Raw genomic sequence first — 23,875 nt, forward strand, 5'->3', positions numbered from 1 at the left:
CGGGGCACGTCGGGACCGACCGCCTGGAACGCAGCACCGTCCCAGAGGATCGCCGAGGAGGCCCGCGAGAACGTCGCGGCCGGTTGCACAACCCCGGCCGTGACCAGGTCGATCCGGTCCCCGGTGGCAGGCCGAGGGAGCGCCGGGATGGCGCGCGGTATGGCGTTGCCGAGCATCAGGCGCCTCCTCCGATATGGGCCGCGAAGGACACCGTGCCGGTGTGCGTGACGGCTACCACGTCGAGGGCGCCGGCGGCGGTCTGCCAGGACGGGGCGGTTCCGCCGAGCCAGCGCACAGGAGCGCCGTCCGCCGTCTGGAGTGCGGGCGTGCGGCCCCCCGTGCCGTCCTGAATCAGGACGAGCAGCACGGACAGCCCGCGCCCGGCCGGCGGCGTCGGCAGGGTTAGGGCGGTGTCGGCCGTCAGGGTGAGGGTCTGCATCTCGCCCTCGGTCAGGGCGATCGTGTGCGCGGCGCCCAGGGTCGCGGTGTGCACCCGGGGCCGGCCGGCGGTGTAGTCCAGCAGGCCCAGGGTCATGTTCCCATGGGTCGCATCCCCGAGTATCGCTGTCACCCACGCCGGGCATCGCACCATCTTGACGTTGCCCTGAAGATCGGTCAGTGGATAAGCGCCGTCGCCATTCGGCCCGCCACTCACGGTGCCACTCAGCCACGCGATCATCTCATCCTCGCGGCGCTTCCAACGCGCGACAAGATCCGCCATGCGACTGGCTAGGTCCGCGTTGGTCGTGCTGGTGAAGTTTCGGATGATGCTGTAGCTCTGATCGCGGGCCGATGCGCCCGTGTATGCCGGCCAAATGGTCAAGCCGACGTCTGATGTCACATCCGCGACCATGTAGAATTTATCACGGTCGATCGTGAAGATGTCGCCCGCCTTAGCCTGCTTCGTCCAGGCCGTATCCGCCCCGACCACAACGGTTGAGTTTTGATTTACAGTGACGGTGCCGGCACAATACCAAGCCATCAAGAACTCCCAGCAAATGGATTTAGAGCATATCCAGGAACAGACGATAGGTCAATTCTGATGTATCAATCGGGCCACGAAACATAGGCGGCCAAATGCTCGATCTCGCCAGGCGTCGTTGCTGTGTCGATCGCGGCCTTGGCGTTGAGCCTGGCCACTTCGACCTTCGCCAGAAACGTCCTTAGCTCACGCTGCCTTTCGATCCACAACGCAGCCACATCCATCGGATTCTGACCTAGTCGCTTCGTCTCGGCCGACAGAAACGGATAGTCCGCAAGGTCCGGCGAGCCGGCTATAGCAGCCGCCTTGTACTGCTCCGCCTCGCGAGTCTTTTCGGCATAGATCGCGTCGACGCCATAGCTGGCGCGAGTGTGCCGGATCGTCACGGCGGCTTCGTCGACCCGGCGCTTGGCTTCGATGCGCAGCGCGATCAAGTTCTTGGCCAGGCTCAACTTCATCGCGCGACAATCTCCACGTCGAGAGCGGTATAGGGAAATTGTTCAGGTACGGAGATGGCGTAGGTAGCCGGCATAGCGGAAGTGACCTCCAGCCGACCGCCCTTGATCGTGTATGTCTCGCCGTCCACCATCACGACCGCCGGATCCGGCAGATTCTCGATCACGGCCGCGTCCCTGTCGTTGGCCGCGATCTCGGTCTTGTCGATCATTGGTGACAAACGGGGCGCGACATGGCTGTTCACCACATAGTCGGTCTCGTGATTGCTCTTTTCCTGGATGACGAAGCCGAGATTTTGGTCGGCGACGTCCTGCAACATGACGTCGTAGGCGGTTTCATCGCAGTAGCCGCTCGAATGAATGCGACCCTCGCGGTTAAAGATCGTGTAGTTGATCGCAGTCATCGCATCACACCCATAAGAACTATAGAAGTTGAGGCCGAGCTGGCTCCCTGAACCTGGACCCTTAGAGAATAATTCGCAGCAGCGGCCCACTTTGCATAAATACCAGATGACGTGAAACTGCCGTTTAAGCTAGCACTCTCTGATTTGTGCATGACACTCGCCCCGTTCAGAAAGGCTTTGACGCCGACAGGAGTATTAGGAGTGCTGTCATAACCGGACACATTTACCCAAGCTATAAGCGTTCCAGGCTGCCTCAGATTGATATAGGCTGTGGTGTTCTTGCCGCCGCCCGCCGCCGCCGTCTGCGAGATAGCGCCGTTCGCGATTTTTATGGTGCCCACCGACAGATCGCGTATATGGGCCGCATCGATCGTCACCTTACCGTTGTAGACGGCAAAGGGCATAATGCCGGGATAGCCGGGATGCACGACGCCGAAGGCGTTCGCCCGGATAATGAACTCACTGTACGGCCTGCCGTTGACGGATGTGCTGGCGAGACCGAATCCAGAGACCAGGCCGTTATTGTCAATCTTGACCGTGTACTGCCCTTCAAGACCATTCACGCTCCGCGAGACCTGCGAAATCGCCGTCGTGTGCCCGTTCACCGACGACTGAAGCGTCGTCACTTTTGATGACACGGCGCTATCGGCGTTGGCACGGGTCCTACGCTCGGTCCGGATCGCAGATTCGGTGCTGCCGACACGTGAGACGAGAGAATTGATGCTGCTAGCCAGCGCATCGTCCTGACTCGTACGCGCCGTCGTCTCCTCGGTGATCGCGGTTTCGGCCTGTCCCATGCGGGCGCCCAAAACCTCGACGTCTTCGGCCAGGGCCTCGTCAGCATTCACGCGCGCCGTCGTCTCATTCTGAACCAGCGCCACGTTGTCGTCGACCCGCGCGCCCAGCGTGGTGATTTCTTCGGCCTGGGCCGACGTCGTGTCCTGCATGGCCGAGAGCGTCGTGTTAATGCTCGCGACCTGACCGTCCGTGGCCGCCGACAACTCCGTGATCTGCTGGGCCAGCGAGGCATCTGCTTCAGCCATCGCGTTGATGTTCTCGCTCACCAGCGCGATCTGATCGTCGAACTCGACCGCGACGGTCGTGACACGCTCGGCCAGGGTGGCGTCTTCCGTCACCAGCTCCTGCACCTTCTCGTCGACCACGGCGGCGCGACGATCGGTGATGCCCCGATTGGCCTTGATCTCCTCGAAGTGCTCGTAGCCCAGCGTCAGGGCGTCGAGCAGCGCCTCGGACAGAGCCTCGACCTGCGGCACATCGATGTCGTCGATGATTTCCTCGACCCGCGCGATGATGGCATCGGAGTCAATCAGGTCGATCCGCTCGCGCAGCTCCGGGATGAGCATCGAGCGATCGATAATCTCCTGGGCGATGTCCTCGGCCCGAAGGGCGGCCGTGACGGCGCGCACGCCTTCCTCGGCGTTCCAGGCCGAGATCAGGCCGGTGCGGGTGACGCAGCGCACCCAGTACCAATATTCGGTCGAGGACTCCAGGCTGGTGTCTGTGTAGGTCCAACCAAAGCCGGTACCGACGTGCTGGGTGGCGGCGCGGTTGTTCACCTCGGCGCGCCACACCTCGACGCCATTGACGCGCGGATCATCCGGCAGGTCCCACGACAGCTTCACGCCACGTAGCGTGCCCGTGGCGATCAGGTTGGCGGGCGGCGCGGGCGGCGTGGTCGATCCAACGACGACATAGGCATAGACCGGCGTATTGGCCCGCGTGGCTTTTTTGCCATCGGCGTCGATGCTGACGAGCTGGATGCGCAGATCATCGCCGGCGCGAGCCACCAGGGTAAAGCTGGTCGCGCCGTTCGTCGTCGTGGTGTAGAGCGTGAGCGGGTCGCCGTTGATGCCGATGTAGACCTCGGCGCCGGCGTACACGCCAAACCGCGGCAGCGGCCAGGACACATGCAGGCGCATCGTGAACGCATCGACGTCCAAGATCTCCTCGCGTACGCTGTCCACGAAACACTGCCCGATGGTATCGGGCACCGCCGGCATCGTGGCGTCGTTGGCAGCGTCGTTCACACCCTCGGGATCGAGAAAGACCCGCTCGTTGTACTCGACCGCCTTTATGGTCCGCGTCACCTCGATACCGTCGCCCTGGATCGAGGTGACGCGGAACAGCTTGTTGAGCCGCGCGATCGGGCCGAACATCCACTTAGCATAGGGGTCCGGGGTCGCGGTCATGCTGACCGGGATCTCCATCACCTCGCCCGTGCCGTGGACTTGAATCTCCTCCGTGACGTTTGTGTCCCACATCTCGATCACCTGACCGGCCGACAGAACGCCCGTGGCGTCGGTGTCGAGGATCAGCTCGGTCCAGGTGCCGGGAATGGTGCGAATCACGCCGAACTCGTGCGTTCCCTGACGCACGCGCTTGATCGCGCCGCTGGGCGCGCCGGCGATCATGATCGACCGGCCCGAGGCCAGAGTGATCGTGGCCGTGCCGCGGTTCACCGCAGAATGCAGGATCAGCAGCGCGTGGGCCTCGCCCTCCGCAAACGTCACCGGTCGGTCCAGACGCGCCAGTGTGCGCGACGAGCCCGGCTCCAGTCGGCCACTGAAGGTCCACGCCGGCATGTCGTGCTGAAGCAAAAACACGTCGCCGATTGTGCAGGCGATCGCCTCTAGCGGAGTATCGAAGGTCACGGTCTGTTGAATGACGCGGTTGGACGCCATCAGGTAATTACCTTCAAAGACCGCCTGATTTCGACTAGTCACGCCCTCCAGGGTGACGGACGTCACCTTCTGCGGCAGACCGAGACGCAGGGCGCGCTCGTCGATCATACGCGCCACCTTGCGTCGATGGCTGTCGGTGCGATCGTAGTAGTTAACCTCAACCTCGTTGGCTCGATCCTCCATCGGAAGCCATTCGATCTGGAGGGTGTCCTTGATGATGTTGCCGGCGCCGAACATCATGCTCGGTGTCTGTGGCTTCTCGATCGCCAGGGAATACATCGTGCCAATGCGCACGATCTGTGCGTGACCAACGCGCAGCACTGTCTGCACGCAATCCCACATGTTCGACTTGCGGTCGAACACACCGTTGAAGACAAAGCCGCGCTCCTCGCACCATTCGGCCCATTCCGCCCAACGCGGCAAATCGATGCGATGAATGCCGATTCCGGCGCCGTGATTGGGATCAACCAACATGTCCAGCACAATCCAGGCTGGATTGTTGCTCCAGCGCATAGTTTGATAGACGCTGGTCGTATCGTAGATACGCACCACCAAACCACGCACGCGGGCGCTAATCTGCGGAATGTTGTTGATCTGTTCGGAGACCTTGACGCGCAGTCCGTAATAGGCGGTGTTGTTATACGCCACCTTTTCGGCAATAACTTCGCCGACGTCGGTCCACGTCACCACATCCATGGTGCGGCCGTCGTCGGCCTCCGGGCTTTCTCGACGGACGCGCACGTCGTAGATGCCTTCGGGCAGCGTGGGCGTTACGAAGGTACGGCGCAGAGGATTTCGTTGCGTGCCCCGAATAATAGCACTGGCCGGTCGCATCGCCCAGCCTCGCACAAGACTACCGCCCGTAACGCGAATCTCATGGGCGCCGGCCGGAAGCCCTTCAGTATCAAAGGTGTGCGTGCTGGTAATATTCGCACCCCAGCGATCGTCTGTGCCGCTCGCCTGGCCCACCGTGATCCAGGAGCCGCCCGGTGTGCGATACTCGACAGTCAAGTCATACCCGCGCACCGGGCGCACCGAATTATTGTCGCCCGTGTCGTAATGGTAGACTTCGCCGGTGTCGAAGATCGTCGGTGCGACTTCGACACGCAGGCCCGTCGCATCGGCCGGCGTCACAGCACCCTCGAAGCTCTGCCAGTCGCTGGCCGGGGCCATGGCCGTCCAGGCGCTTTCCGGCGCGCCGGACGCTTTGTACTCGATCTGGATGCGAACCTCATGTTCGCTGATGTCGCCGTTGTCCTCGTAGTAGCCGATGCCCTGCGGCATAGTGACGTCGATGCGGATCGCATCCACCTCACCCTCGGTCACATGCGCGGCCCACACGGTGTCCTGAAGAACGACGTTCTTGTTGATCTGGCGCGTGGTGCTGGAGAACCAGTCGGAGAGTTCCTGAGTCGCATTGCCGTGACGCCACGTCGTCTGAACGCCCTCATAGTTCAGTGCCGGCTGATTGTTGATCTCGATGTCGTAAACGCCCTCGATCGGGCCTTCCGAAACTACCGACATGAGTTTGAGATATTGAACATCATCAATGTTCTCGGTCTCGGCGGCGACGAGATTTCCAGCCACGCGAAACTCGCCGTACACTAAAGGTACAACGACATCTTCGGTCGCAGTATTCTTCGCGCCGTCGATGCCGTAGTTCGGACTTTCTTGCGACGCGTCGGCAATTTCCGGCGTCCTGGGCTTGGACGGCGGCAGTAGGGCGTTCATCAACAGACCGCCCACAATCGTGATCGCGCCCGTGATCACCGACCCCATGATGGAGCCACCCATCGTGCCCACCATGGAGGCTGGCACCAGTCCCGGCCCCGCCCACGCCGCGATCGCGGCGATCGCGATCATGCCCACGATACGCATGATGCTTTTGCTGCCGCCGCCACCTTCCGGAATTACGACCACCACCACGACGTCGTTCGGCTTAACCAACGTGACCGGCCACAGGATATGGTCGACGCCCTCGCCGTTCAGCGCGATGCCCCACTCCAGGTGTTCGGGCATACCCTGCATATAGTCGGCCAGTGTCTTGGCCGGCGACCACAGGATATGGTCGACCGACTGGATCTCGGGCTGAAGGACGTTGTAGACGATATGACAACGGAACGACGGAAGCGTGTCAGTCGGCGCGGGCAGGTTCGTCGTGGTGCGGCAGATCGGCGAAGTCATAGAAGCCCAAAACCCTTTGTTTCCAGTGGCTTAGTCGTTCGATACACACGCCGCCGGTCCCCTCCCAGGTGTGGATGAACCGATCGTGCCGCAGAACCAGACCGACGTGCGCGCCGTACCCCTTGATGCGAAACGTTACGGCGGCGCCGGGCCGGGACTCGATGGGCGTCCACCGCCAAAGGCCGTCCGCGAGCGCGGCCGCGATGTCGTGCAGTCGCGTCGGGCTGCGATAGTCCGGCAGCATCACGCCTTTGCGCCGATACAGCTCCATCAGAAGCCCATAACAGTCGAAGCTGTCGGGGCCTCGCCCGCCGTAAGCGAAGGGTTTTCCGATCAAATCCAGTATAGCGGACTCAGGAAGATCAGTCACGGTTGATTTACCTACGAGCGCAGCATGAGTCCCGGAAAGCCGCCGAAACGAAGATTGTTGCCGTGCGCCGCACAGCCGTTATCGCCTTGCAGCGTGTAGTCGCAACTCGGCATGTCGCCGGCATATCCGCACTGCGGTCCCTTGTAACGCCAGGGGCAGCGATCCCGGTACTGAAGCCGCGTCGGACAGCGCATGGTCAGGGGGTTCTCCGCACCCAGGGTGAAGCTCACCACGAACGAGCGGATGGACGCCTGGATCACCTTGAAGCGTTCCGAGATTTCCGGCGGCGCATCGAGGGCGCCGCTGTTGATGACCAGAATCCGCGCCTCGAATCCGACGCCGCCGCCATACAACTCCATGGGCTTGCTCAGCGCGTTCGTGTAGTCGGTGATCGACAGTGTGATGTTGGGCGTCTCGCCGGCGGCCGTCTCGGCGCCGACGGTGAAGTGGGTCGCGATGTAGGTCTGACCATTGAAGGTAATGTCCTCGTCGTTGCACACGGCGCGCATCGTCTCGACCAGCGTGTTCGTCACCGGGTCGACAATATCGACCTCCAGCGCGATCAGAAACGCGGTCTCGGAGTGGATCCGATTGGCCTCGATGATGGTTGCGACCGACAGATGGTTCGGCATCTCACACCTCCTGAACGGTCAGACCCGAAACATCCCAGCGGCCGCCGTGGACGCCGTCGTCCTGAAGAATCGAGCCCGTGTATTCGAACTTCATGGTGCTGCCGTCGGCGAAGCGCACGGGCACGACCTCACCGGTGATCGGCAAGGTCAGATCGAAGGCCGTCGAGCCACCCCGCACTTCGTTCCAGAACGCTTCCAGGGTCGCCTTGTCGTCGTCGTAGATGTTGGTCAGCCCGAGCGTCCAGCTCCGGCGCGGCCGCCGGGTGAAGCGCGGCCGCGTGATCACATAGCCGCCCTCGGTCTCGGCGCGCATGGCCGGGTCCTGGTGGGTCTGCTCGAACTTCTTCGCGTCCAGACGGGCCTGAAGCGCGGGCGGAAAAGCCGTCATGTGCCGAATGCTCCCTTCATACCCTCGCGGAACGCGCCGGGCTGATTGGCGGCCTGAAGCACGATGTCGAGGATCATGCCGCGAGCGTCGAAACGCTGCTGACTCTTCGCATCGACCTGCTGGCCGGTCTGGTTGATCACATTGACCTCGACCGGGCGGGCATTGTTCATACCCAGGGCCTTCATCTGGCCTTCTGTGAACACGCCCTCGCCGCGCCGAAGTTTGGCCGCCACCTCGTCGGAACGCAGACCGGCGAACCCACCGTTGTGATAGCGCCGGGCCGAGGCGAACATCTTCTCGATCGGCTGCATGTTCTCGACGCCGGCGATGCCGCCGCTGTGGTAAATGCCGCCCAGTTGAGCGTTGCTTACGGTCGGCACGCGGTCACCCACTAAGCTCAACGGCGTGCTCACATTACTTGTGGCGCCCGTAGTGCCGAACAGGCCGCTCGTGATGCCGCTCAGCGCGTTGCCGATCCCATCCATAATCGAGGTGCCCATCTTAGCCGCGGCCGCCTGCACCTGGATGCGTAGGATGTCCGCCAGGATCGCCTCCGCGAAATCGGCAAAGGCGAACTTGCCCGTCTTGACGAAATTGACGAATCGATCGGTCAGGTCATCCAGCCAGTCGGCGCCGGCGTCACGCATCACGTTTGTGGTATCGCTCCACTCGCGAAACATCTTGGCGAAAGAGCTTTCAGTCGCGCGCTCCAGCTCAGCCTGCTTGGCGACGAGCCACGCCTGATACTCTTCCTCAACCTCTCTGCGATCGGCGCCATACTGGACATACAGCTCGATGAGCCGGCGCTGCCGATCCACCTCAGTCTCGTACTGCTGCTGGGCGCGCTCGCGATCAACCTCGGCCAACGGCGCATAGGTGTTCATGTCACTCGTCCTTCTGCGCCTCGTTCGTCTCGGCCGCGAGCGCCGCGTTCAGAGCTTCGGCCATGTCGCCGATCTTGGCCGCGGCGTCCTTGGCCTTCTCGGGCTCGTCGATCCCCTCGACCACGACGTCGCCGTCGTTCATGTCTAGACGGTGCGTCTTGATCAGGCCGCGGGCCTCGCAGTAGCGATCCTCGGCGTCGAGGATGTCGTGGATCAGCTCGGCGATGCCGCGCCCCTTGACCTCCCACTTCTCGCCGATCTCGCGCAGCATCTTGATACCACCCTCATCCGCGATGGCGCCCAGCTCCTTCTCGGAATAGACGCGGGGCGGAAGGCCCTCAGCAACGGTCTTCGGCACCGGCGCCATGACCTGCTCCGGCAGGCCCCGCACCAGGGGCGAGATCACGGGGGCGACCTCGTTGTGCGCCTCGACCATGCGATCAGCCACGCCGGCGGCCTGGCCCTTCAGGTTCTCGATGCGAACGTTGGCGGCTAGGCGATCCAGCTCATAGGGCTCAACATCGCGCAGCGACACGCCGTTCTGAAACTCCACCAGGCCGAAATGCCCCGTGAAGGATTCAAAGCCCGGCTCGACGATCTTTACCTTCATACGTTCACGCTCCTATGCGAAGGGGCGCGAGTTGCCCCGCGCCCCTAAATGATACGTCATATTTGATTTATCATCAACGCCACGATTAGACGTTGCTGATCGCCCGCAGACGCGCCACCGAATGGGTCGCCTTCAGGGCACTGCCCACGTACCACTTCACCCGCCAGCGTTCGGCGTCCTTGTTCTGGACGGTGCCGACGTTTTCCACGACGATGCCGGCGCTTTCGCCCCCATAAAGCATGTGAAAACCGTCGGTCTCGTTCAGGCGCAGCGCGTAGATCGACGTCAGATCATCTCCGGCGCCCTGGGTCTCGTCGGCGGTGATGTAGTTGTTGATGATGACCGGCTTGCCATTGTAAGCGGGAATCGACTGGCCGAAGTTCTCCAACATGATGTACTCCGGCGTGATGCCGCCGGTCGCGCGCAGCAGCGCACGAATGGCGCGCCAGGTGCCTTCGCGCATCATCAGGCAGTCCGCGCCCAGAGACACAGCGTCGATCAGCTCGTCGAGCGCCATCAGGCTCACGGCGCCGCCATCGTTACCCGCGACCAGGGTCTGGTTCGCCGGCATCAGCTTCTTCAGACCGTCGAACTCCTTGGCGTTGACGCTGTTGTCGCCGTTGATGATGGTCCGGCGCAGCGCGCGGCCCAGGGCCTTCGCCTTCGCAGCGAGCTGGATGGCGAGCTGCGGATTGGCGTCCGACATGGTGGACATCAGGAACTTGTCGAGGTCGACGTCGCCGGCCAGGATGCGCAGGCGCGTGACGACCTCCTCGAACGTCGCAGCACCTTCCGGTACGACATCGTAGGGATCCAGGAACTGGCCTTCGCTCAGCGTACCCTCGCGGTTGTAGGTGTACGCCTTGTTGTCCACACCCATGAACGGAAGAAACTGGAACAACTCGTCGCGGTCGATGATCTCTTCGATCACGCCACGCTCCATGAACTCCTCGGAGAGCTTTTCAGCCTCCACCTTCAGAAGCGGCATCTACTTTCTCCTGCCAAGTGAATAGTCCGTCGCCACAGACCTAAAGAGGCATCCATTATACGCTCGCCGAAAGAACTGCGCCAAGCGGAAAATAAATCAAATGTGATTTACGTTCTCGCTTGGCGCGACGGCTTACTTCTTCCGCTTGTTGAGGGCGGCCTGGATGCGCGACGCTCCGTGCAGGCTCGACGTGGGCGCCGCCTTGGCATCACTGTCGGTCCCGCTTCCGGCGCCCGGCTTGATCTTGCTGCGCAGCAGCGAGCCACTGTCCGGGTCGTTTTCAATCAGAGACCGGATGGCGGCCTCGAAGCTCATCGTCTCGCCGGCGCCCGTCACCATCTTGGTGCGATCAGCGGCGCCACGAGGCTTGTTGTAGGCGACCGGCCGCCCATCCTCGACATCGAAGTAACTGCCGTACAGAGCCCGCGCCTTCGAAGGCGGCAGCACGGTCTCGCCGGTGATAAAGCCGCTGGTGTCGAAATTGCTGCCGATCGTCAGATCGTTGATCGTGTCCTCAGCCTGCGCCAGCGTGGCCTCAAGCTCAGCGACGCGGCCCTCGAACGTCGCGGTCAGCTCGGCGACCTGGGTCTTCCAGGCGTCGATCTCCCGCGCGTGTTCGGTCTTCATCATGTCCCTGGCGCGCTCGAAGTCGCCGCGGGTCTCGGCGTCCTTCTGTTCGCGTTCCTGCTGCGCGCGCAGCAGCTCGCGCACCTGATCCGGGTCAATGCCGTCGAACCGCTTGAGCGCCGTCTGCGCGGCTTCCAGCGCCGTGGACAGCTCGGCGATCTTCTCCTTCTTCTGCATCACCTCATGCAGAAGCGAGGAATCCTCGCCCTTGTCGGTCTTGGCATCCTTGGTGCCCTTGTCGTCCGCGGCGCCGTTCTTGGCGCCCTCATCCGCGGTCTGACCGCCCTTGCCTTCCGGCTCGAAGCATACCCGCGGCCCGAACAGGCTCATGCCCATAAGGGACAGCGCGCCCGAGGCGATGCCCGAGGCGATGATGGCGTCGTCCGTCGTCTTCTTCGTCATGATCGTTCCTCTTGTTGACCAGTCTCTCGGTCTGCGTCGTCGGGCCGGTCTCTTGGCCCAGGAGGTGCGGTGTGGCGATCCCGCACGGTCAGGACCCGGCGTCCGCGGTATTCCGCGTCACCTGGCCCTGGCGATTCTGTTCTTCGGCATTGCGCGGCAGCTGATCCTGGCCCGCGCCACGGGCGGCCGCGCCGGCGCCGGCCTGCATCGTCTCAATCATGCCCTCGGCGGTCGGCGGCCAATCCTTCAGCTCGCGCTCGATCTCGGCGACCAGATCCTTGCTCAGCGCCGGGAAGAGCTTGTCCACAACATCTTTCATCTGCTCGCGCCGCACCACGTCGGGCGCTTCGACCCGCGCCAGGCGTTCGGCGATGTCGAACTCGTCGTAGAGGCCGCGGGTGTCGAAGTCGCGCGGGTAGCGCACCAGGTCCGCCTCGTCATCGGCGCGACTCTTGCCGGCCCACAGCAGGATGAGATGCACAAGTTGGTTCTCGGCGCGATCGAGGGATTCCGCCTTGCTGACCAACAGACTATTCAGGCGTTCGAAGTCATACGCCTTGGCGACGCCGGAGCTGTTGTCGATGCCGACGGCGTTGTCCTGCTTGGTCCGCTCGCCGGCCATGCCGACGGAGTGATAGATTTCGGAGATGATCTTGTTGATGACGCCGACGATGATCTCGGCCTGCTTGACGTCCGGTGAGATGTACATCGGCACCCCGCCGCCCTCGCCGTTGAACAGGAAGATCCGCTTGGTGCCCATCTCCAGCAACTTGACGTAATCGTCCTCACCCGGCATCAGGTTCTGCGCTGGCATGGCGAGCTGACTGAAGGTCTGGTCCTGAATGATGGCGTCCAGGTTCGACAGATAGTTGGCAACGGCCCGGTCCAGATAGGCCGTGTCGGCGATCATCGCGTCCGAGACGTACTTGCGTTCACCCAACATGTGATCGAGCGCGAAGCACGGCACCTGACCGAGATTGTGCATGGCCTCGTCCAGCAGCACGGCCTGGCCGGATCCGCGCTTCTGCTTATTGACCTTAAACAGATGCCAGGAATCCCGTGTCCACAGGCGGAACCGCTCCTCGACCTTACCATCCGCGCGCAGCGGATCCTCGTCGTTGCGGTGATACTCGCGCACCAGGATCCAATTCAGGTCCCCGGTCTCGGTGAAGCCCATGTCCATTGCGTCCTGAGGCTTCACGAAGTAGGAATAGAATCGCGTCTTGGCATCTTCGCTGATAGTCAGGGCGCCATCGCGCCGGTTGTTGTCGACGAACACCCACACCCGGCCGAACACGCTCGACCGATTGGCCAGCAGCTTCATGTACTGGTCGACGTTCAGCCCGGACAGTGTGGCGTTTTTCCAGAACGCCTGGACGACGCGATCAGCATCCTTGGTGTTGCGCGCGATCGGCGAGCGAAAGATGTACTTGTTCAAAAGATCAACGATTTCGCGCGTGTGATTGAACCGATAGGCGCGCGCAAGGCGGTCCTTGAACTCTGCGTCACCTTCCTTGATGTAATGGAAGATGTGGTCTTCGAACCAGGCGCGGCCGCCCCTGTAGGTCGCCTCCAGAAAATCCCAGTGCCCTACATTTTCCGCGTACTCCGGGTGGCGCCGCTTGATAAAGCGGCTCATCTCTTCGGAGTTGGGCAGATTTCCACTGAACAGGGGCACGTCAGTCCTCGTCGTTTTTCAACACGCACGCCGCATGATAAGTCAAATATGACTTATCCACAAGGCTAGATCGAAAGACCGCCGACCTTCACGCGACAGGCCGGGTATTCGATGTCCGCGCAATAGCCGAGACCGTCGGCTGAGTGCTCTACGCCGAGCGACTTGTCGACCTCGCGCGTGCCGGGCTTGTAGATCGTCTGTTCCAGCGAGTTGATCAGGTGTCGGCAACGACGGTCGATGCGCAGGATGACGGTGCCGTCGGCCGCGCACAGGATCCGATTCACCGCGTTGACGCGATCAGCCACCGGCGGGTGCTTGCGCTTGTACTTCATGATCCGAAAACCGATCTCGCGCAGAATTTGCAGATCGGTCTCACCGCGAGTGTGCGCGCGGTTGGCGCCGGCCGAGTCCGGATAAAAGATGACCTGCTTGAGGTGACGCCAGTACCGGCGCGCCAACTCCTGCCCGGTCTCCTCCGTGTTGGAGCCGAACAGCACCAACTCATCCACCGCCCACAGCTCGCCGTTCGGCTGTGGCTGGAGGATCACCGACGACATAGGGTCGATGTTGAAGTCCTGTCCGACCCAAATGGGCAGTTTAGGATTGAATGCGAAATCGCCAAGGTGCTTGCGGCGGTCGAAGGCGTAGTAGACACGCCCGCTCATCGTTTCGAACCGAGCGTTGAACTCCTGATTGAAGCTCTTCTCGTCCATGTCCGACTTCGCGGCCTCGATCTCCGAGGCCGGAATGAACGGCGACATCATGGTCGGGAACTGCCAGGAGCGCCACTGATTGCGTCGGCGCTGACCATCTTTGGTCAAATAGGTCTCGCCGCGCTGACCCAGCATGTAGAGATCGTAGAACCAGTTGAAGCTCTTCGGTGTGCCGATGATCAGCGCCGTGCCGCGGGTGCTGGCCAGCGTCGGCCGCAGCACCTTGAACCAGGTGTCGGGCCGGATGTCCTGCGCCTCGTCGATCACCAGCACGTCGATACCCACGCCGCGCAGCGTGTCGGGCTTGTCGGCGCCCTTCAGCTCGATCCGGGTGCCGTTGATCAGCACGATCTCCATGCGCGTCTCATGCGCGCGAGCGATCCACTCCGACGGCAGGGCCGCGATCATCTCGTGCCACATGATCTGACGGGCCATGCGGTAGGTCGGCGCCACGTACCAGATCAGCTTGCGCGGCCGGCGCGCTTCCTTGATCAGCGCCGCCTTGGACGTGACCGTCTTGCCCCAGCGCCGTCCGGCCACGACTACCTTGAATCGGTGCCGATCGCGGAACACTTCGGCCTGGCCGGCGTGCAGGCTCAGGGCGTGCCGCGACGTGCGCACCTTCGGTGCCGGCGGCGGCGGGCCGGTCATCGGTATGACGGATGCGCGTAGCCTCAAAGATCAACCTCCGGGACGTCGGAAAGATCCACGTCCACGTCGAGACCGTCGCCCTCATCCTGTCGGCGCAGCTCATCCACCTCATTGTCGGTCAGATCGCGAATGACCAGCTCCGGCAGCTCGGCCATGTCGATGTCGCTGGGCACATCCAGAATCTCCCAACGCTCCTGACGGCCGCGGGCGATGATCTCCATGGCGTTTCGGATCGCCTTCAGATCACCCTCGGCGTCCGACAGCGGCGTGCCGTCCTTCTGCGCCTTGAGCACCCGGCTCATGGCCAGCTTGGACAGAGCCGCGGACCACTCGTAATGCTCCTTCTTGGTGTCGTTGATCCGCTTCTTGCGCAGCTCGGCGCCGTCTAGGGCGTCCTTGACCGCAGTCTCCCGGACGGCCTCGGAGACTGCCTCAGAAACGGAACGGGCATGTTCCGCGGCCCGGCGCCCCTTGGTCGCGCCGCGGCTCTTCAGCCCCAGGCTCAACGCGGTCTCGCTGATCCCGAACTCAGCCGACAGGTCCGCGAGCCGGACAGCACCAAGCTCCCACTTCTCCACCGCCAAGGCCCATTGAGCCGGGGTGAGCTTGCGGCCTGTCTTCTTCTCGCCGGGTTCAGTCTCTGCGGGCATTAAATCAGCTCTGATGTAATAAAAAGGGCAGACTTTGGCGCCCACCCATATCGTCTGCAAGGAGAGGGGTTCTGGGAACCATTGCAAGTGTGATGCAATTGTTCCGCAAAGTCAATCAATTTTGATTTACGTTCGGCGACACCAAGATGAGAGGCCGGATCATCTTGAACGCCGGACCGAGATTTGAGCCGGATGATGTTGGTGGGCCGGAGAGGTCTGCTGAGTTCGGATTTTACCGGGCGTTTTGACCCGTGCCCGTTTAAGAGTCTCTAATTGTTATTCTCTTATATTTTTTGATTCATGACTCATTACGTTTTATTCTGCCCGTCTCAGTCTTCGACGAACATAATATAGACACGGGTCGTTATCGTGCGCAGGGTTTTTGCGTCACCGGAAGATCCGATACCCGGAAAGTGTCGGTTTTACAATGACTTGTCGTCGAGAAAAAATTTTCTCGTAGCTGCGGACGAGGACCCCGTGCTGCTCCAGATAGCGGATTGAACTCTGGATGGCCTGAAGGGTCACGTCCGGTCCATACGACATCTTTTCCTTGAGGCCCCGGATCGTCAAAACTTCTCCGGCGTCGGTCGCCTCCAGCACGCACTTCATGATCTCGCGCTGCTTGGGTGTGAGCGCGAGCCGGCTCATGCGTCTAGCCTCGTCAAATCCAGGGGCTCATACGGCTTCTGCCAGCCGAACGCCGTCAGCGGCAGGCTCTGGGGTAAACTCTCCCGGCCGGCGTCCGGATTCATGTAGAGGCCGTACATGGGTGAGGCAAGCACGAGCTGCTGAAGCGCCTTGACGATGGAGTGGATGTCCATCTTGGCCACGCGCTCGGCGCCCTTCTCGCGGTTGTTGCCGGTCTTCTCCAACGCGGAGTGCCGGTAGTAGAACTCGCGCCCGGCCTGGATCATGCGCTCGCGCACCGGCGCATCGGCGCTTTCGATTTCCTGAATGATCAGTTCGGAATCCGCCGGGTTGGCCGCGAACGTCGAGCGAAAGAACCGCAGCCCGATGTCATATTTGCTGGCGTTCTGCGGCCGGACGAACGTGAAGCCCGCCTTCGGGCCGAACTGGTTGAACTTGCTCATCGAGGACTGGATCTCGATGAGCCGGCGGCCCTCCAGACGCGCGACCAGGTTCATCATCCGGTAGCCGATACCCACGCCGCGGAACTGGGTGTCGGTCACGAAGCGCGACACGACCCGGATGTTGTCGTTGATCCAGTCGGTGCGGTAGCGGTTCGTGAACCAGGTCTCCTTGCCGCCGGGCTTGATCTTGGACAGCGCCACATGCCGCTCGCGCAGCATCAGCTTGGGCAGCCCGATCACCAGCACGGCGATGGTCCGGTCGCCCAGGCGCAGGCGCCAGAACTTCGGTCCCATCGGCAGGTTCTCGGCCTTGTAGTGCAGATTGTGCAGCAGGTCCCAATCGACCTTTGCGCCCCGCTCGACGATCATGTCGTCCAGCAGCGCAAAGCGCGCGCTGGGTGCGCGCCGACGCTCGACGTGCGTCGTTGCATCACTCTCGCTGAGACGCGCACCAGGGGCGCTCCCTGTGATGATGTCGCGCAATTCCATCAGTAGTCTCCCTCGCAGACCTGGAAGCAGCGCACACCCTGATCACGCCACATGGCGACGACGCTGCTTCGATCCTCGAAGGCGAACAGCGGCTCGAAAACCGGACGGATCTGGGCGTTCAGGATCTCGGCCTTGACCTCGAAGTCCGGCCGACGATCGTCGTTCGCCCGCATGAACAGAACGGCGTAGGGCAGACCGTGCTCGCGCAGCCAGGTCTCGGTCAGAGCCCGCTCGCTCTCGCGTCGGCCGGTAACGACGAACGTGGGATAGTGCGCCGCGAGCAGCCGCATCAGGGCCTGCATCTCGGGGAACGGGGTGTCGTCAGGCGCGGCGGCGAAAAACGCATCCCAGGAGCCGCCGTTGGTTGGCAGCAGATGAAGCCGATGGGTCGGGTCGGCGATCGTGCTGTCGATGTCCATGATCACACAGGGGAGGGTCATGATGCGGAAACCTTCTTCGCGCGCTTGACCTTCTTGCCCTTGGGCTTGATGGGCGCCGGCAGGTTGACGGGACGCTTGAACGGGGCGCCGAGCAGGCGGCGCCAGGTGGCGATCTGCGGATCCAGGACGAACGCCTCGCCCTCGATCGCCTCCAGCATCTGCTGCCCGACAGCGTGGATGGTGGTGTAGCTGCCCTCCTCCATCGCCACGCGGGCCTGGAACAGCTTGTTGACCTGAACGTTCGGCCCCAGCTCGTCGGTCAGGTCGGTGTGGGTAGTCGCGATCATCAGGGTCTTGCCGGCCTGGCGCGCCACCTTCTGCATGTTGAAGGCGATCACCTTGGCGGTCGTACGGTCCAGCACGGCGCCGAACTCGTCGGCGATCCACACGTCGGCGTCGCTCTCGATCAGCTTGGCCAGGCGCAGGCGGTAACGCTGCCCGTCGGACAGCTCCGAGGGCTTGCGCAGGTAGATGTAGGCGTCGGAGATGCCCGCCTTGGCCAGAATGTCGGTCGCCTTGAAGGTGTTCGGACCGACCAGCTCGATGACCGGCTTATCCTCCAGCACCACGTCGCCCAGGTCGGCCACCTTGAGCCCGTCCGCGGTCATGAGCCGCTTCAGTTCCTTCAGCAGCAGCGACTTGCCCGAGCCGGACTGCCCGGTGATATAGACGACATCGCCCGGCTCGATCTCGATCTTCGTGCCGTCGTAGATCGTGAACTGCTTGTCCGACAGGCCGATGCCGAACGCCTCGGCGATCTCCAGCACCCGAGGCGTTCGATCCACACTCGTCGTAAAGCTCTTCTGAATGACGTACTCGGTCACGCCACGATCTCCCAATCCTCGGCGGCCATGTCGCTCTGGCTCGGCTGCCAGGGCACGACGGAGCCGTCGGCTGTCTTCATGTCGATGTGCGGCTGGTAGGTGATTTCGGTGCCTTCCGGGTAGATGCCGAGCAGCGGCGGGCGGTTGACCCGGAAGCGGCTGCCGGCGACCTGAAAGACGAACATTCCCTTGCCGTTCCAGCCGGCGCGGGCCAGGCGGTGTCCCGCCTTGATGGCCCGCAGGGCGTCGCTGAAGTCCATCATGCCGCTCGCTCCACAACATCGTAGGTCTGGTAAAAAATCTCGGGCTTGCAGGGGTAGAACTCGCCCGCGACACCTTCGATGACGAAATCGTCGGGGCCGACCCAATGGGACCCTTCGAGCGTGGCGATCGAAAGCTGCCACTCGCCGAAGGGGTTCAGGTCCATGCTGGCCGGCGTTTTGGAGCCGCGCGTCCAGTCGATGATCGCGCGGTTGGAGTCCGGCGTTCCGGTCGCCTGCATCGCGCGGATGACAACGGGCTTCTTGCGGTAGGAAATCGGAGATTGGGTCATTCCATGTCCTCGGACTCATCATCGAGCGAGCCGCTCATGGCGCGGTCGATCAGTTGAAACTTCAGGAAGTCGAGATCGCCCACGACATCGCGGAACTGCATCATCACCGGGCGGTCATCGGTCGGATCCAGAACCAGCAGCGCCGTGCTGTCGCCGTCGGCGAAGCCGATAAGCCCGACGACGGACACGACCGCGCCGTTCTCGGCGTCGGCCAACACCTGCCGCAGACCTTCGACGAGCCCAACATTGGCGAAGGCACCCTCGAAGACCGGCTCGGAACTTTCCGCCGCGGCATCCTCCGCCGGCACGCCCGACGGAAAGCTCAGCACCTTGACGTTGCCGCGGTCGCGGCCATCGACGGCATCCCACACGGCCCGCATTCGTGCCCGCAGCTCGACGAGCTTCTCGCTCATGCCGCAATGTCCAGGGTGTCGAGGTAGGCGATCAGGGCGTCCGGGCCAGTCTTGCCGGTCATGCTCTCGATGCGCGCCATGAACGCCTTGACGTGGCGGATGTCGCCGGTGCGCATCTTCTTGAACCCGAAGGCTTCGGAGATCGGCAGCTCCTTCTCGTCGATCTCCTGGACGTGCTGCTCGTTCTCGGCCCGCTGAAGCTCGACCGCCTCGCCGATGTCGTCGACGAAGGCGGTCGCGTCGATCTGGCCGAGGTCGGCGAGCATGAAGTTCAACTCATGCTCGCCGAAGCCGGTGTCGGCCAGATCGAACTCGATGTCCTTTAGGCCCTGAAGAGCTTCGCGCAGCAGATCGGTGTCATAGGCGGTCGAGGTGGTGCGGTTGTCGGCCAGGCGCAGGGCCTCGGCCTCAGCCGTGGTCAGATCGGTGCGACACACCACCGGCGCGCGGGTCAGACCCAGGCTGAGGGCGGCCAGTCGCCGGCCGTGGCCGGCGATGATCACGCCGTCGCGGTCGATGACGATCGGCTGGGTCCAGCCGAATCGCTTGATCGACCGCGACAGGGCCTCGATCTGCTCGTCATCGTGCAGCTTGGCGTTCTTCTCGTAGGGCTTGATATCGTCCAGGCTCCAGCTCTGGACCGGCAGGGCTTCGGCGTCACTCATCGTCGTTGGTCTCTTCAAAATGTGGGGAATCCGAGAGGTCGAGATCGTCCAGAGCGCGCTCTTCGAAATTCTCACCGATCGTGCAGGAAGCGCACGGGTAGGTGCCGATGTGCTGGCAGTCGCGACAGTCGTCGAACTTCGCGCGTCGGAACCGCTTAGGCATCGTCGGAGGCACCCAGCAGCGCGTGGACCAGGGCGTCGCCCGCGTTCGTCAGGGCATCAGCCTCCGTGAAGCCCTGTTCCGTCTGAATGGACTGGATCAGCTTGGAGACGCGCTCCGAGTCACCGATAGCCACCTTGAAGCGCATCACAACGTGCGTCTTGGCCGTCTTTTCAGACGTATCCGTTGGCGAAGTATCGCTGGGCGCTTCACTTTCGTCGTAATCCAGCGCGTCAACGTCTATATTGACTGACGACATGATCGAATCGAGATCGGTGTCGGTGTATGGCAGAAATGATTCGAGGTCGTCTTGAGAAACACCCAGTCCATCCAACAGATGCGCCAGCCCCATGATGTCGTCGGAGCCGTAGCGCGCGTTGTCGGCCAGGCTGATCTCCTTGGCGCGAACGTCGTCGATCCGGCCGACGCTGATGACCGGCACTTCCTTGATACCCAGGCGGATCGCGGCGTCGCGCCGGTGTTCGCCACCCAGGATCTGGAAGCCGTCGTCGGTCTCGCGCACCACGATCGGCTTGAACATGCCCATACGCCGGATGGCCGTATCGAGCTTGGCCTCGTTCTCCGGCGACATCTGGTTGGTATTCCAGGGGTTCGCCTTGAGGTCTTCGGGATTTGCATAAAGCTGGGTCGGCGTCATTCGGCTTGCCCTTCAATCAAAACTGATTTATCCATACCGCAACTGGTACGAATTGGCAAGGCGTGAAGATGGCGGATACTCTAACTTTGGCAGCATCTTGCGTCGGCGCGCAGGTTCTCGGCGCAGACCGCGAGGTAAAGCTGTTTCTGAGCCAGCTCTTGTCTTACCGCGTGGACGGGGCTGAATACTCAGGCGCCTTCAAGGCGGGCCATTGGGACGGGCGCAGCAGCTTCTACAACTGGGGCACCAGCAAATTCCCGGCCGGCTTCGCCATGTTCGTTCACGACGCGCTGATCGCGAAGGGCTACAAGGTTCGGTTTGTGCGCAAGCCGGCGCCGGGGCCGCGCGGCCCCGAGACGTTCCATCTGTTTCGCGGGCGCGGCACGGATCCCCGCTACGACTACCAGGCGGACGTTGTGCGCCAGCTCATCAAGCACCGGATCGGCATCGCGCGTGTGGCCACCGGTGGCGGCAAGAGCTGGATCGCCACGCTCGCCATTCATCGCATTCGACGGCCGACGCTGTTTCTGACCACGCGCGGCGTGCTGATGTACCAGATGGCAGATGGTCTGAAGGAGGCTGGGTTCAGCGTCGGCATTCTCGGTGACGGCGAGTTCACGCCCAAGGCCATCAACTGCGCCATGGTTCAGACGCTCGCGGCGCGCGTCGAGGACGTGAGTCGGGACGATATGGTCGAGCGCGAGCTGCTGTTCATTCTGGAGGCCGAGACCGAGAAGGTGAACGCACTGCGCAGCCAGCTCAAAAAGGCGAAGACGCCGGCCGCCGAGATCAAGCGCAGAACGATGGATCTCGCCGCCGCGCTGGAGAAGGCGCGCGAGCCCGACGCCTCCATCGTGGAGCGGATGACCGAGAAGCACCGGCTGCACCACATCCGGCGGCGCAAGACCATCAAGCTGTTGGAGGTGATCGAGTTCGTCATCGGCGAGGAAGCGCACGAGGCCGGCGGCAACAGCTACTTCGAAATCCTGAAGCACTGTCGCAATGCCCATTATCGCCTGGCGCTGACGGCCACGCCCTTTATGCGCCCGGACGCCGAGGCCAACATGCGTCTCATGGCCGCCTTCGGCACCGTGATCGCTGAGGTCAGCGAGAAGATGCTGATCGACCGGGGCATCCTAGCCACGCCCTACTTCAAGATCGTCTCCACGCCCAAGCCGGCCAAGCTCTACAAGACGACGACGTGGCAGCGGGCCTACAAGATCGGCATCGTTGAGAATGAGGCGCGCAATCGGGAGATCGTGAAGCACGCGGCACAGGCGGCTCGGCTCGGCCTGACCGCCATGGTCCTGGTGCAGCACAAGGCGCACGGCGTCCAGCTCCTGAAGATGCTCAAGGCCGTCGGGATGCGCGCGGCCTACATCTACGGCGAACATGACCAAAACGAGCGGAAGCATCGGCTCAACCAGCTCAAGACGGGCGAGATCCAGTGCCTGATCGGCACCACCATCCTCGATGTCGGCGTCGACGTGCCGGCGGTCGGCATGGTGATCCTGGCCGGCGGCGGCAAGGCCGAGATCAGTCTGCGCCAACGCATCGGTCGCGGTCTTCGCGAAAAGAAACGCGGCCCGAATGTGGCGCTCGTCATTGACTTCGCCGACGAATACAACATGCACCTGCGCAGCCATGCCCAAGAGCGCCTTGCTATTCTCAAGTCAACCCCCGGCTTTTCTGAACGCATACTTGCGCCCGGCACAGACTTTGATTATCGTGGGCTTGGGTTCACTCTTGCATCGTAGGTTTTTATGAAGCGCGTCGATCCTATTCACTTCTTCGACGACAAGGGTGTCTCAGCTTTGGTTCGGGAGAACCTGGAGGCGGAGAACGCGGCTCTGCGCGAGAAAAACGCGCGCCTTGAGCGCACCGTCCGGTCCCAGGCCCTGCGTATTCGCACGCTCATGGGACCGGATACGCTTACATAGTCCGCGGGCGCGTGTTGAAATTGTTGCGCTTCTCGCATTCTCTACTTGACGCCTTGCAAAAGATAAATCATAAATGACTTATTCTCAGTCGACAAAGGATAGAGCCCATGTCCCGTCAGCAGGTGACGGTCACCCCCGCGATTCATCAAATTCTCAAACGTATGGCTGCGTTTGAGAATTTGAAAATGAATGATCTGCTCTGGCGGATGATTCAGCAGCGTCTCGCGACCTACCAGCCGCACACGCGCCAATCCGTCATGGAAGGAGTCAAGACGAAATGACCACCAAGTCCAACAAGCCGGCCGTTGATCGCACTACCGTCGCCCTGGATCGCACTCTCGTGCGTCAGGCCGATCTCCTGGCCACCGTTCTCGGAATGTCGCGCGCCGATCTGATCTCTCGCGGCATCACGATCATGTCGCAGGGCCAGCCGGAGCACATCAAGCAGACCCTGAAGGATATGGCCGCGCACACGCCGGCCACCAACACAGCCTCGGCTGCGTGATGTCCAAGCCCTTGCCCTTCGCGGTGTTCGCTGGTCATCCCCTCGCCGGCAAGACCACCGCCGCAACGCTCTTCGCCCAGCTCCGCACGCCGTCGACCCTGATTGATGATGCAGCGCCGCTTCGGGAGATCGCGATGCGCAACTTCGGTCTGACCTGGCAGCAGGTCAGCACCGCGGAGGGCAAGGCTCAGTCGGTCGAGGTGGCCGGTGCGACCATGACGGTGCGCCAGATCCTCGGCCGGCTCGGCAAGTCCCTGGAAAACGAGCTGGGTGAGTTCATCCTGCCCTGGATGGCCACACACCGTCTCCCGGACGATGTAGCCGCTCTGATCGCCTCGGCCCGGCGCCGCAACGGCGCATACTATCGCCAGCGCGGCGGTATCGTGATTCAGATCGACAATCCTCTCGCCGGCCCCTCGGGCAACGACTTCGATCTGTGGGATCGAACCGAGGTTGATTTCGTCGTCCTGAATGACGGGCTCGCGGGCGGCCTGTCGGAAGACCAGGCCAAGGACGATCTGCGGCGCAAGCTGGCCACCATCGCCGTTCTGTTCGACTAGGAGCACTCCATGTTTTCGTGGACGTTTTTTATCTCTGAGGTGATCTATGCCGTCATGTTGTTGGCTGCGGTGTTGTGGAGCGTCCTCTCGGCCGGCGCGGCCGTCGTGTTCCTTCTGATGCTGCTGAGCGCCGTCATCGGCAATCCCACGTCGCTTTTGTCGCTGGGGTAGTACATCAATTTTGATTGCTCTCTATCATGGCCATCGTTCGCGATCCCGCGCTTCTTCCGATATCAGACGCGCCATCCTTCGGCGCG

The 23,875-nt window shown here is 62.4% G+C and carries 29 protein-coding genes; 6 read left to right on the plus strand and 23 right to left on the minus strand.

Going from position 1 to position 23,875, the window contains the following annotated elements; genetic code table 11:
• Positions 1-175 precede the first annotated feature (175 nt).
• The 23 genes from GGD82_RS16140 to GGD82_RS16250 all read right to left on the minus strand — a co-directional run bounded on the left by GGD82_RS16140 (position 176) and on the right by GGD82_RS16250 (position 20,613).
• Positions 176-982: a hypothetical protein gene (locus GGD82_RS16140; protein ID WP_150063524.1), complete on the minus strand. Its 807-nt coding sequence runs from the start codon at positions 980-982 to the stop codon at positions 176-178.
• Between the two features lie 65 nt (positions 983-1,047).
• A complete protein-coding gene (locus GGD82_RS16145; RefSeq protein WP_150063523.1) occupies positions 1,048-1,440 on the minus strand; it encodes a hypothetical protein in 393 nt (130 codons plus the stop codon).
• A complete protein-coding gene (locus GGD82_RS16150; protein ID WP_150063522.1) occupies positions 1,437-1,841 on the minus strand; it encodes a hypothetical protein in 405 nt (134 codons plus the stop codon). Before GGD82_RS16150 ends, GGD82_RS16145 begins: the two co-directional genes overlap by 4 nt.
• Positions 1,838-6,727 carry a host specificity factor TipJ family phage tail protein gene (locus tag GGD82_RS16155; protein WP_150063521.1) on the minus strand — a complete coding sequence of 1,630 codons (4,890 nt, stop codon included), beginning with the start codon at positions 6,725-6,727 and terminating at the stop codon, positions 1,838-1,840. Before GGD82_RS16155 ends, GGD82_RS16150 begins: the two co-directional genes overlap by 4 nt.
• Positions 6,678-7,097 carry a C40 family peptidase gene (locus tag GGD82_RS16160; protein WP_170284408.1) on the minus strand — a complete coding sequence of 140 codons (420 nt, stop codon included), beginning with the start codon at positions 7,095-7,097 and terminating at the stop codon, positions 6,678-6,680. The genes GGD82_RS16155 and GGD82_RS16160 overlap by 50 nt, the downstream gene beginning before the upstream one ends.
• Before the next feature lie 11 nt (positions 7,098-7,108).
• The gene (locus GGD82_RS16165) at positions 7,109-7,729 is read right to left on the minus strand and encodes a phage minor tail protein L (protein ID WP_150063519.1); all 621 of its coding nucleotides are present in this window, start codon (positions 7,727-7,729) and stop codon (positions 7,109-7,111) included.
• Position 7,730: 1 nt separating this feature from the next.
• Positions 7,731-8,117, minus strand: coding sequence for a hypothetical protein (locus GGD82_RS16170; protein WP_150063518.1), 387 nt, complete (start codon positions 8,115-8,117; stop codon positions 7,731-7,733).
• On the minus strand, positions 8,114-9,001 hold the full coding sequence (locus GGD82_RS16175; RefSeq protein WP_150063517.1) for a phage tail tape measure C-terminal domain-containing protein: 888 nt from the start codon (positions 8,999-9,001) through the stop codon (positions 8,114-8,116). The genes GGD82_RS16170 and GGD82_RS16175 overlap by 4 nt, the downstream gene beginning before the upstream one ends.
• A gap of 1 nt (position 9,002) precedes the next feature.
• Complete coding sequence (locus GGD82_RS16180; RefSeq protein ID WP_150063516.1) at positions 9,003-9,611, minus strand: hypothetical protein; 609 nt, start codon at positions 9,609-9,611, stop codon at positions 9,003-9,005.
• A gap of 85 nt (positions 9,612-9,696) precedes the next feature.
• On the minus strand, positions 9,697-10,599 hold the full coding sequence (locus tag GGD82_RS16185) for a major capsid protein (RefSeq protein ID WP_150063515.1): 903 nt from the start codon (positions 10,597-10,599) through the stop codon (positions 9,697-9,699).
• A gap of 132 nt (positions 10,600-10,731) precedes the next feature.
• Positions 10,732-11,628 (minus strand): DUF6651 domain-containing protein, encoded by an 897-nt coding sequence (locus tag GGD82_RS16190; RefSeq protein WP_150063514.1) that lies wholly within the window; start codon positions 11,626-11,628, stop codon positions 10,732-10,734.
• A gap of 88 nt (positions 11,629-11,716) precedes the next feature.
• On the minus strand, positions 11,717-13,306 hold the full coding sequence (locus GGD82_RS16195) for a phage portal protein (RefSeq protein WP_211364821.1): 1,590 nt from the start codon (positions 13,304-13,306) through the stop codon (positions 11,717-11,719).
• 65 nt (positions 13,307-13,371) lie between these two features.
• Positions 13,372-14,670 (minus strand): phage terminase large subunit, encoded by a 1,299-nt coding sequence (locus GGD82_RS16200; protein ID WP_150063513.1) that lies wholly within the window; start codon positions 14,668-14,670, stop codon positions 13,372-13,374.
• A 23-nt stretch (positions 14,671-14,693) separates the two neighbouring features.
• Positions 14,694-15,320: a hypothetical protein gene (locus tag GGD82_RS16205; RefSeq protein WP_150063512.1), complete on the minus strand. Its 627-nt coding sequence runs from the start codon at positions 15,318-15,320 to the stop codon at positions 14,694-14,696.
• A gap of 387 nt (positions 15,321-15,707) precedes the next feature.
• Positions 15,708-15,968 (minus strand): hypothetical protein, encoded by a 261-nt coding sequence (locus tag GGD82_RS16210; protein ID WP_150063511.1) that lies wholly within the window; start codon positions 15,966-15,968, stop codon positions 15,708-15,710.
• Complete coding sequence (locus GGD82_RS16215) at positions 15,965-16,900, minus strand: hypothetical protein (RefSeq protein WP_150063510.1); 936 nt, start codon at positions 16,898-16,900, stop codon at positions 15,965-15,967. Before GGD82_RS16215 ends, GGD82_RS16210 begins: the two co-directional genes overlap by 4 nt.
• On the minus strand, positions 16,900-17,340 hold the full coding sequence (locus GGD82_RS16220; protein WP_150063509.1) for a phosphatase domain-containing protein: 441 nt from the start codon (positions 17,338-17,340) through the stop codon (positions 16,900-16,902). The genes GGD82_RS16215 and GGD82_RS16220 overlap by 1 nt, the downstream gene beginning before the upstream one ends.
• The gene (locus tag GGD82_RS16225; protein WP_150063508.1) at positions 17,337-18,164 is read right to left on the minus strand and encodes an ATP-binding cassette domain-containing protein; all 828 of its coding nucleotides are present in this window, start codon (positions 18,162-18,164) and stop codon (positions 17,337-17,339) included. Before GGD82_RS16225 ends, GGD82_RS16220 begins: the two co-directional genes overlap by 4 nt.
• Entirely contained in the window at positions 18,161-18,427 is a 267-nt protein-coding gene (locus GGD82_RS16230) for a DUF2829 domain-containing protein (RefSeq protein WP_211364820.1), read from the minus strand. The genes GGD82_RS16225 and GGD82_RS16230 overlap by 4 nt, the downstream gene beginning before the upstream one ends.
• Complete coding sequence (locus GGD82_RS16235) at positions 18,424-18,717, minus strand: hypothetical protein (protein ID WP_211364819.1); 294 nt, start codon at positions 18,715-18,717, stop codon at positions 18,424-18,426. The genes GGD82_RS16230 and GGD82_RS16235 overlap by 4 nt, the downstream gene beginning before the upstream one ends.
• Positions 18,714-19,130: a hypothetical protein gene (locus GGD82_RS16240; RefSeq protein ID WP_150063507.1), complete on the minus strand. Its 417-nt coding sequence runs from the start codon at positions 19,128-19,130 to the stop codon at positions 18,714-18,716. The genes GGD82_RS16235 and GGD82_RS16240 overlap by 4 nt, the downstream gene beginning before the upstream one ends.
• Positions 19,127-19,795, minus strand: a complete 669-nt coding sequence (locus GGD82_RS16245; RefSeq protein WP_150063506.1) for a ParB/Srx family N-terminal domain-containing protein — start codon at positions 19,793-19,795, stop codon at positions 19,127-19,129. Before GGD82_RS16245 ends, GGD82_RS16240 begins: the two co-directional genes overlap by 4 nt.
• 155 nt (positions 19,796-19,950) lie before the next feature.
• Positions 19,951-20,613 (minus strand): ParB/RepB/Spo0J family partition protein, encoded by a 663-nt coding sequence (locus tag GGD82_RS16250; RefSeq protein WP_150063505.1) that lies wholly within the window; start codon positions 20,611-20,613, stop codon positions 19,951-19,953.
• 86 nt (positions 20,614-20,699) lie between these two features.
• Here GGD82_RS16250 and GGD82_RS16255 point away from each other — a divergent pair, with 86 nt between their 5' ends.
• The 6 genes from GGD82_RS16255 (at position 20,700) to GGD82_RS16280 (ending at position 23,789) form a co-directional block, all read left to right on the plus strand.
• Complete coding sequence (locus GGD82_RS16255; protein WP_211364818.1) at positions 20,700-22,370, plus strand: DEAD/DEAH box helicase; 1,671 nt, start codon at positions 20,700-20,702, stop codon at positions 22,368-22,370.
• A 6-nt stretch (positions 22,371-22,376) separates the two neighbouring features.
• Entirely contained in the window at positions 22,377-22,553 is a 177-nt protein-coding gene (locus tag GGD82_RS16260; RefSeq protein WP_170284407.1) for a hypothetical protein, read from the plus strand.
• Between the two features lie 107 nt (positions 22,554-22,660).
• Positions 22,661-22,834 carry a hypothetical protein gene (locus GGD82_RS16265; RefSeq protein ID WP_170284406.1) on the plus strand — a complete coding sequence of 58 codons (174 nt, stop codon included), beginning with the start codon at positions 22,661-22,663 and terminating at the stop codon, positions 22,832-22,834.
• Positions 22,831-23,058, plus strand: a complete 228-nt coding sequence (locus GGD82_RS16270; RefSeq protein WP_150063504.1) for a hypothetical protein — start codon at positions 22,831-22,833, stop codon at positions 23,056-23,058. Before GGD82_RS16265 ends, GGD82_RS16270 begins: the two co-directional genes overlap by 4 nt.
• Positions 23,058-23,618 carry a hypothetical protein gene (locus GGD82_RS16275; protein ID WP_150063503.1) on the plus strand — a complete coding sequence of 187 codons (561 nt, stop codon included), beginning with the start codon at positions 23,058-23,060 and terminating at the stop codon, positions 23,616-23,618. Before GGD82_RS16270 ends, GGD82_RS16275 begins: the two co-directional genes overlap by 1 nt.
• A 9-nt stretch (positions 23,619-23,627) precedes the next feature.
• Positions 23,628-23,789 (plus strand): hypothetical protein, encoded by a 162-nt coding sequence (locus tag GGD82_RS16280; RefSeq protein ID WP_170284405.1) that lies wholly within the window; start codon positions 23,628-23,630, stop codon positions 23,787-23,789.
• Positions 23,790-23,875 lie beyond the last annotated feature (86 nt).

This window comes from Roseospira marina (assembly GCF_014197855.1).
GTDB classification, from domain to species: domain Bacteria; phylum Pseudomonadota; class Alphaproteobacteria; order Rhodospirillales; family Rhodospirillaceae; genus Rhodospira; species Rhodospira marina.

What these genes read in the sequence shown, in the direction of transcription:
- GGD82_RS16200 (WP_150063513.1), bottom strand. Translation starts at nt 14,670, where the DNA reads ATGACCGGCCCGCCGCCGCCGGCACCGAAGGTGCGCACGTCGCGGCAC.
- GGD82_RS16205 (WP_150063512.1), bottom strand. Translation starts at nt 15,320, where the DNA reads ATGCCCGCAGAGACTGAACCCGGCGAGAAGAAGACAGGCCGCAAGCTC.
- GGD82_RS16275 (WP_150063503.1), top strand. Translation starts at nt 23,058, where the DNA reads ATGTCCAAGCCCTTGCCCTTCGCGGTGTTCGCTGGTCATCCCCTCGCC.
- GGD82_RS16270 (WP_150063504.1), top strand. Translation starts at nt 22,831, where the DNA reads ATGACCACCAAGTCCAACAAGCCGGCCGTTGATCGCACTACCGTCGCC.
- GGD82_RS16230 (WP_211364820.1), bottom strand. Translation starts at nt 18,427, where the DNA reads ATGATGGACTTCAGCGACGCCCTGCGGGCCATCAAGGCGGGACACCGC.
- GGD82_RS16190 (WP_150063514.1), bottom strand. Translation starts at nt 11,628, where the DNA reads ATGACGAAGAAGACGACGGACGACGCCATCATCGCCTCGGGCATCGCC.
- GGD82_RS16210 (WP_150063511.1), bottom strand. Translation starts at nt 15,968, where the DNA reads ATGAGCCGGCTCGCGCTCACACCCAAGCAGCGCGAGATCATGAAGTGC.
- GGD82_RS16220 (WP_150063509.1), bottom strand. Translation starts at nt 17,340, where the DNA reads ATGACCCTCCCCTGTGTGATCATGGACATCGACAGCACGATCGCCGAC.
- GGD82_RS16175 (WP_150063517.1), bottom strand. Translation starts at nt 9,001, where the DNA reads ATGAACACCTATGCGCCGTTGGCCGAGGTTGATCGCGAGCGCGCCCAG.
- GGD82_RS16155 (WP_150063521.1), bottom strand. Translation starts at nt 6,727, where the DNA reads ATGACTTCGCCGATCTGCCGCACCACGACGAACCTGCCCGCGCCGACT.
- GGD82_RS16150 (WP_150063522.1), bottom strand. Translation starts at nt 1,841, where the DNA reads ATGACTGCGATCAACTACACGATCTTTAACCGCGAGGGTCGCATTCAT.
- GGD82_RS16170 (WP_150063518.1), bottom strand. Translation starts at nt 8,117, where the DNA reads ATGACGGCTTTTCCGCCCGCGCTTCAGGCCCGTCTGGACGCGAAGAAG.
- GGD82_RS16140 (WP_150063524.1), bottom strand. Translation starts at nt 982, where the DNA reads ATGGCTTGGTATTGTGCCGGCACCGTCACTGTAAATCAAAACTCAACC.
- GGD82_RS16145 (WP_150063523.1), bottom strand. Translation starts at nt 1,440, where the DNA reads ATGAAGTTGAGCCTGGCCAAGAACTTGATCGCGCTGCGCATCGAAGCC.
- GGD82_RS16245 (WP_150063506.1), bottom strand. Translation starts at nt 19,795, where the DNA reads ATGAGTGACGCCGAAGCCCTGCCGGTCCAGAGCTGGAGCCTGGACGAT.
- GGD82_RS16250 (WP_150063505.1), bottom strand. Translation starts at nt 20,613, where the DNA reads ATGACGCCGACCCAGCTTTATGCAAATCCCGAAGACCTCAAGGCGAAC.
- GGD82_RS16180 (WP_150063516.1), bottom strand. Translation starts at nt 9,611, where the DNA reads ATGAAGGTAAAGATCGTCGAGCCGGGCTTTGAATCCTTCACGGGGCAT.
- GGD82_RS16265 (WP_170284406.1), top strand. Translation starts at nt 22,661, where the DNA reads ATGTCCCGTCAGCAGGTGACGGTCACCCCCGCGATTCATCAAATTCTC.
- GGD82_RS16240 (WP_150063507.1), bottom strand. Translation starts at nt 19,130, where the DNA reads ATGAGCGAGAAGCTCGTCGAGCTGCGGGCACGAATGCGGGCCGTGTGG.
- GGD82_RS16260 (WP_170284407.1), top strand. Translation starts at nt 22,377, where the DNA reads ATGAAGCGCGTCGATCCTATTCACTTCTTCGACGACAAGGGTGTCTCA.
- GGD82_RS16165 (WP_150063519.1), bottom strand. Translation starts at nt 7,729, where the DNA reads ATGCCGAACCATCTGTCGGTCGCAACCATCATCGAGGCCAATCGGATC.
- GGD82_RS16235 (WP_211364819.1), bottom strand. Translation starts at nt 18,717, where the DNA reads ATGACCCAATCTCCGATTTCCTACCGCAAGAAGCCCGTTGTCATCCGC.
- GGD82_RS16185 (WP_150063515.1), bottom strand. Translation starts at nt 10,599, where the DNA reads ATGCCGCTTCTGAAGGTGGAGGCTGAAAAGCTCTCCGAGGAGTTCATG.
- GGD82_RS16280 (WP_170284405.1), top strand. Translation starts at nt 23,628, where the DNA reads ATGTTTTCGTGGACGTTTTTTATCTCTGAGGTGATCTATGCCGTCATG.
- GGD82_RS16215 (WP_150063510.1), bottom strand. Translation starts at nt 16,900, where the DNA reads ATGGAATTGCGCGACATCATCACAGGGAGCGCCCCTGGTGCGCGTCTC.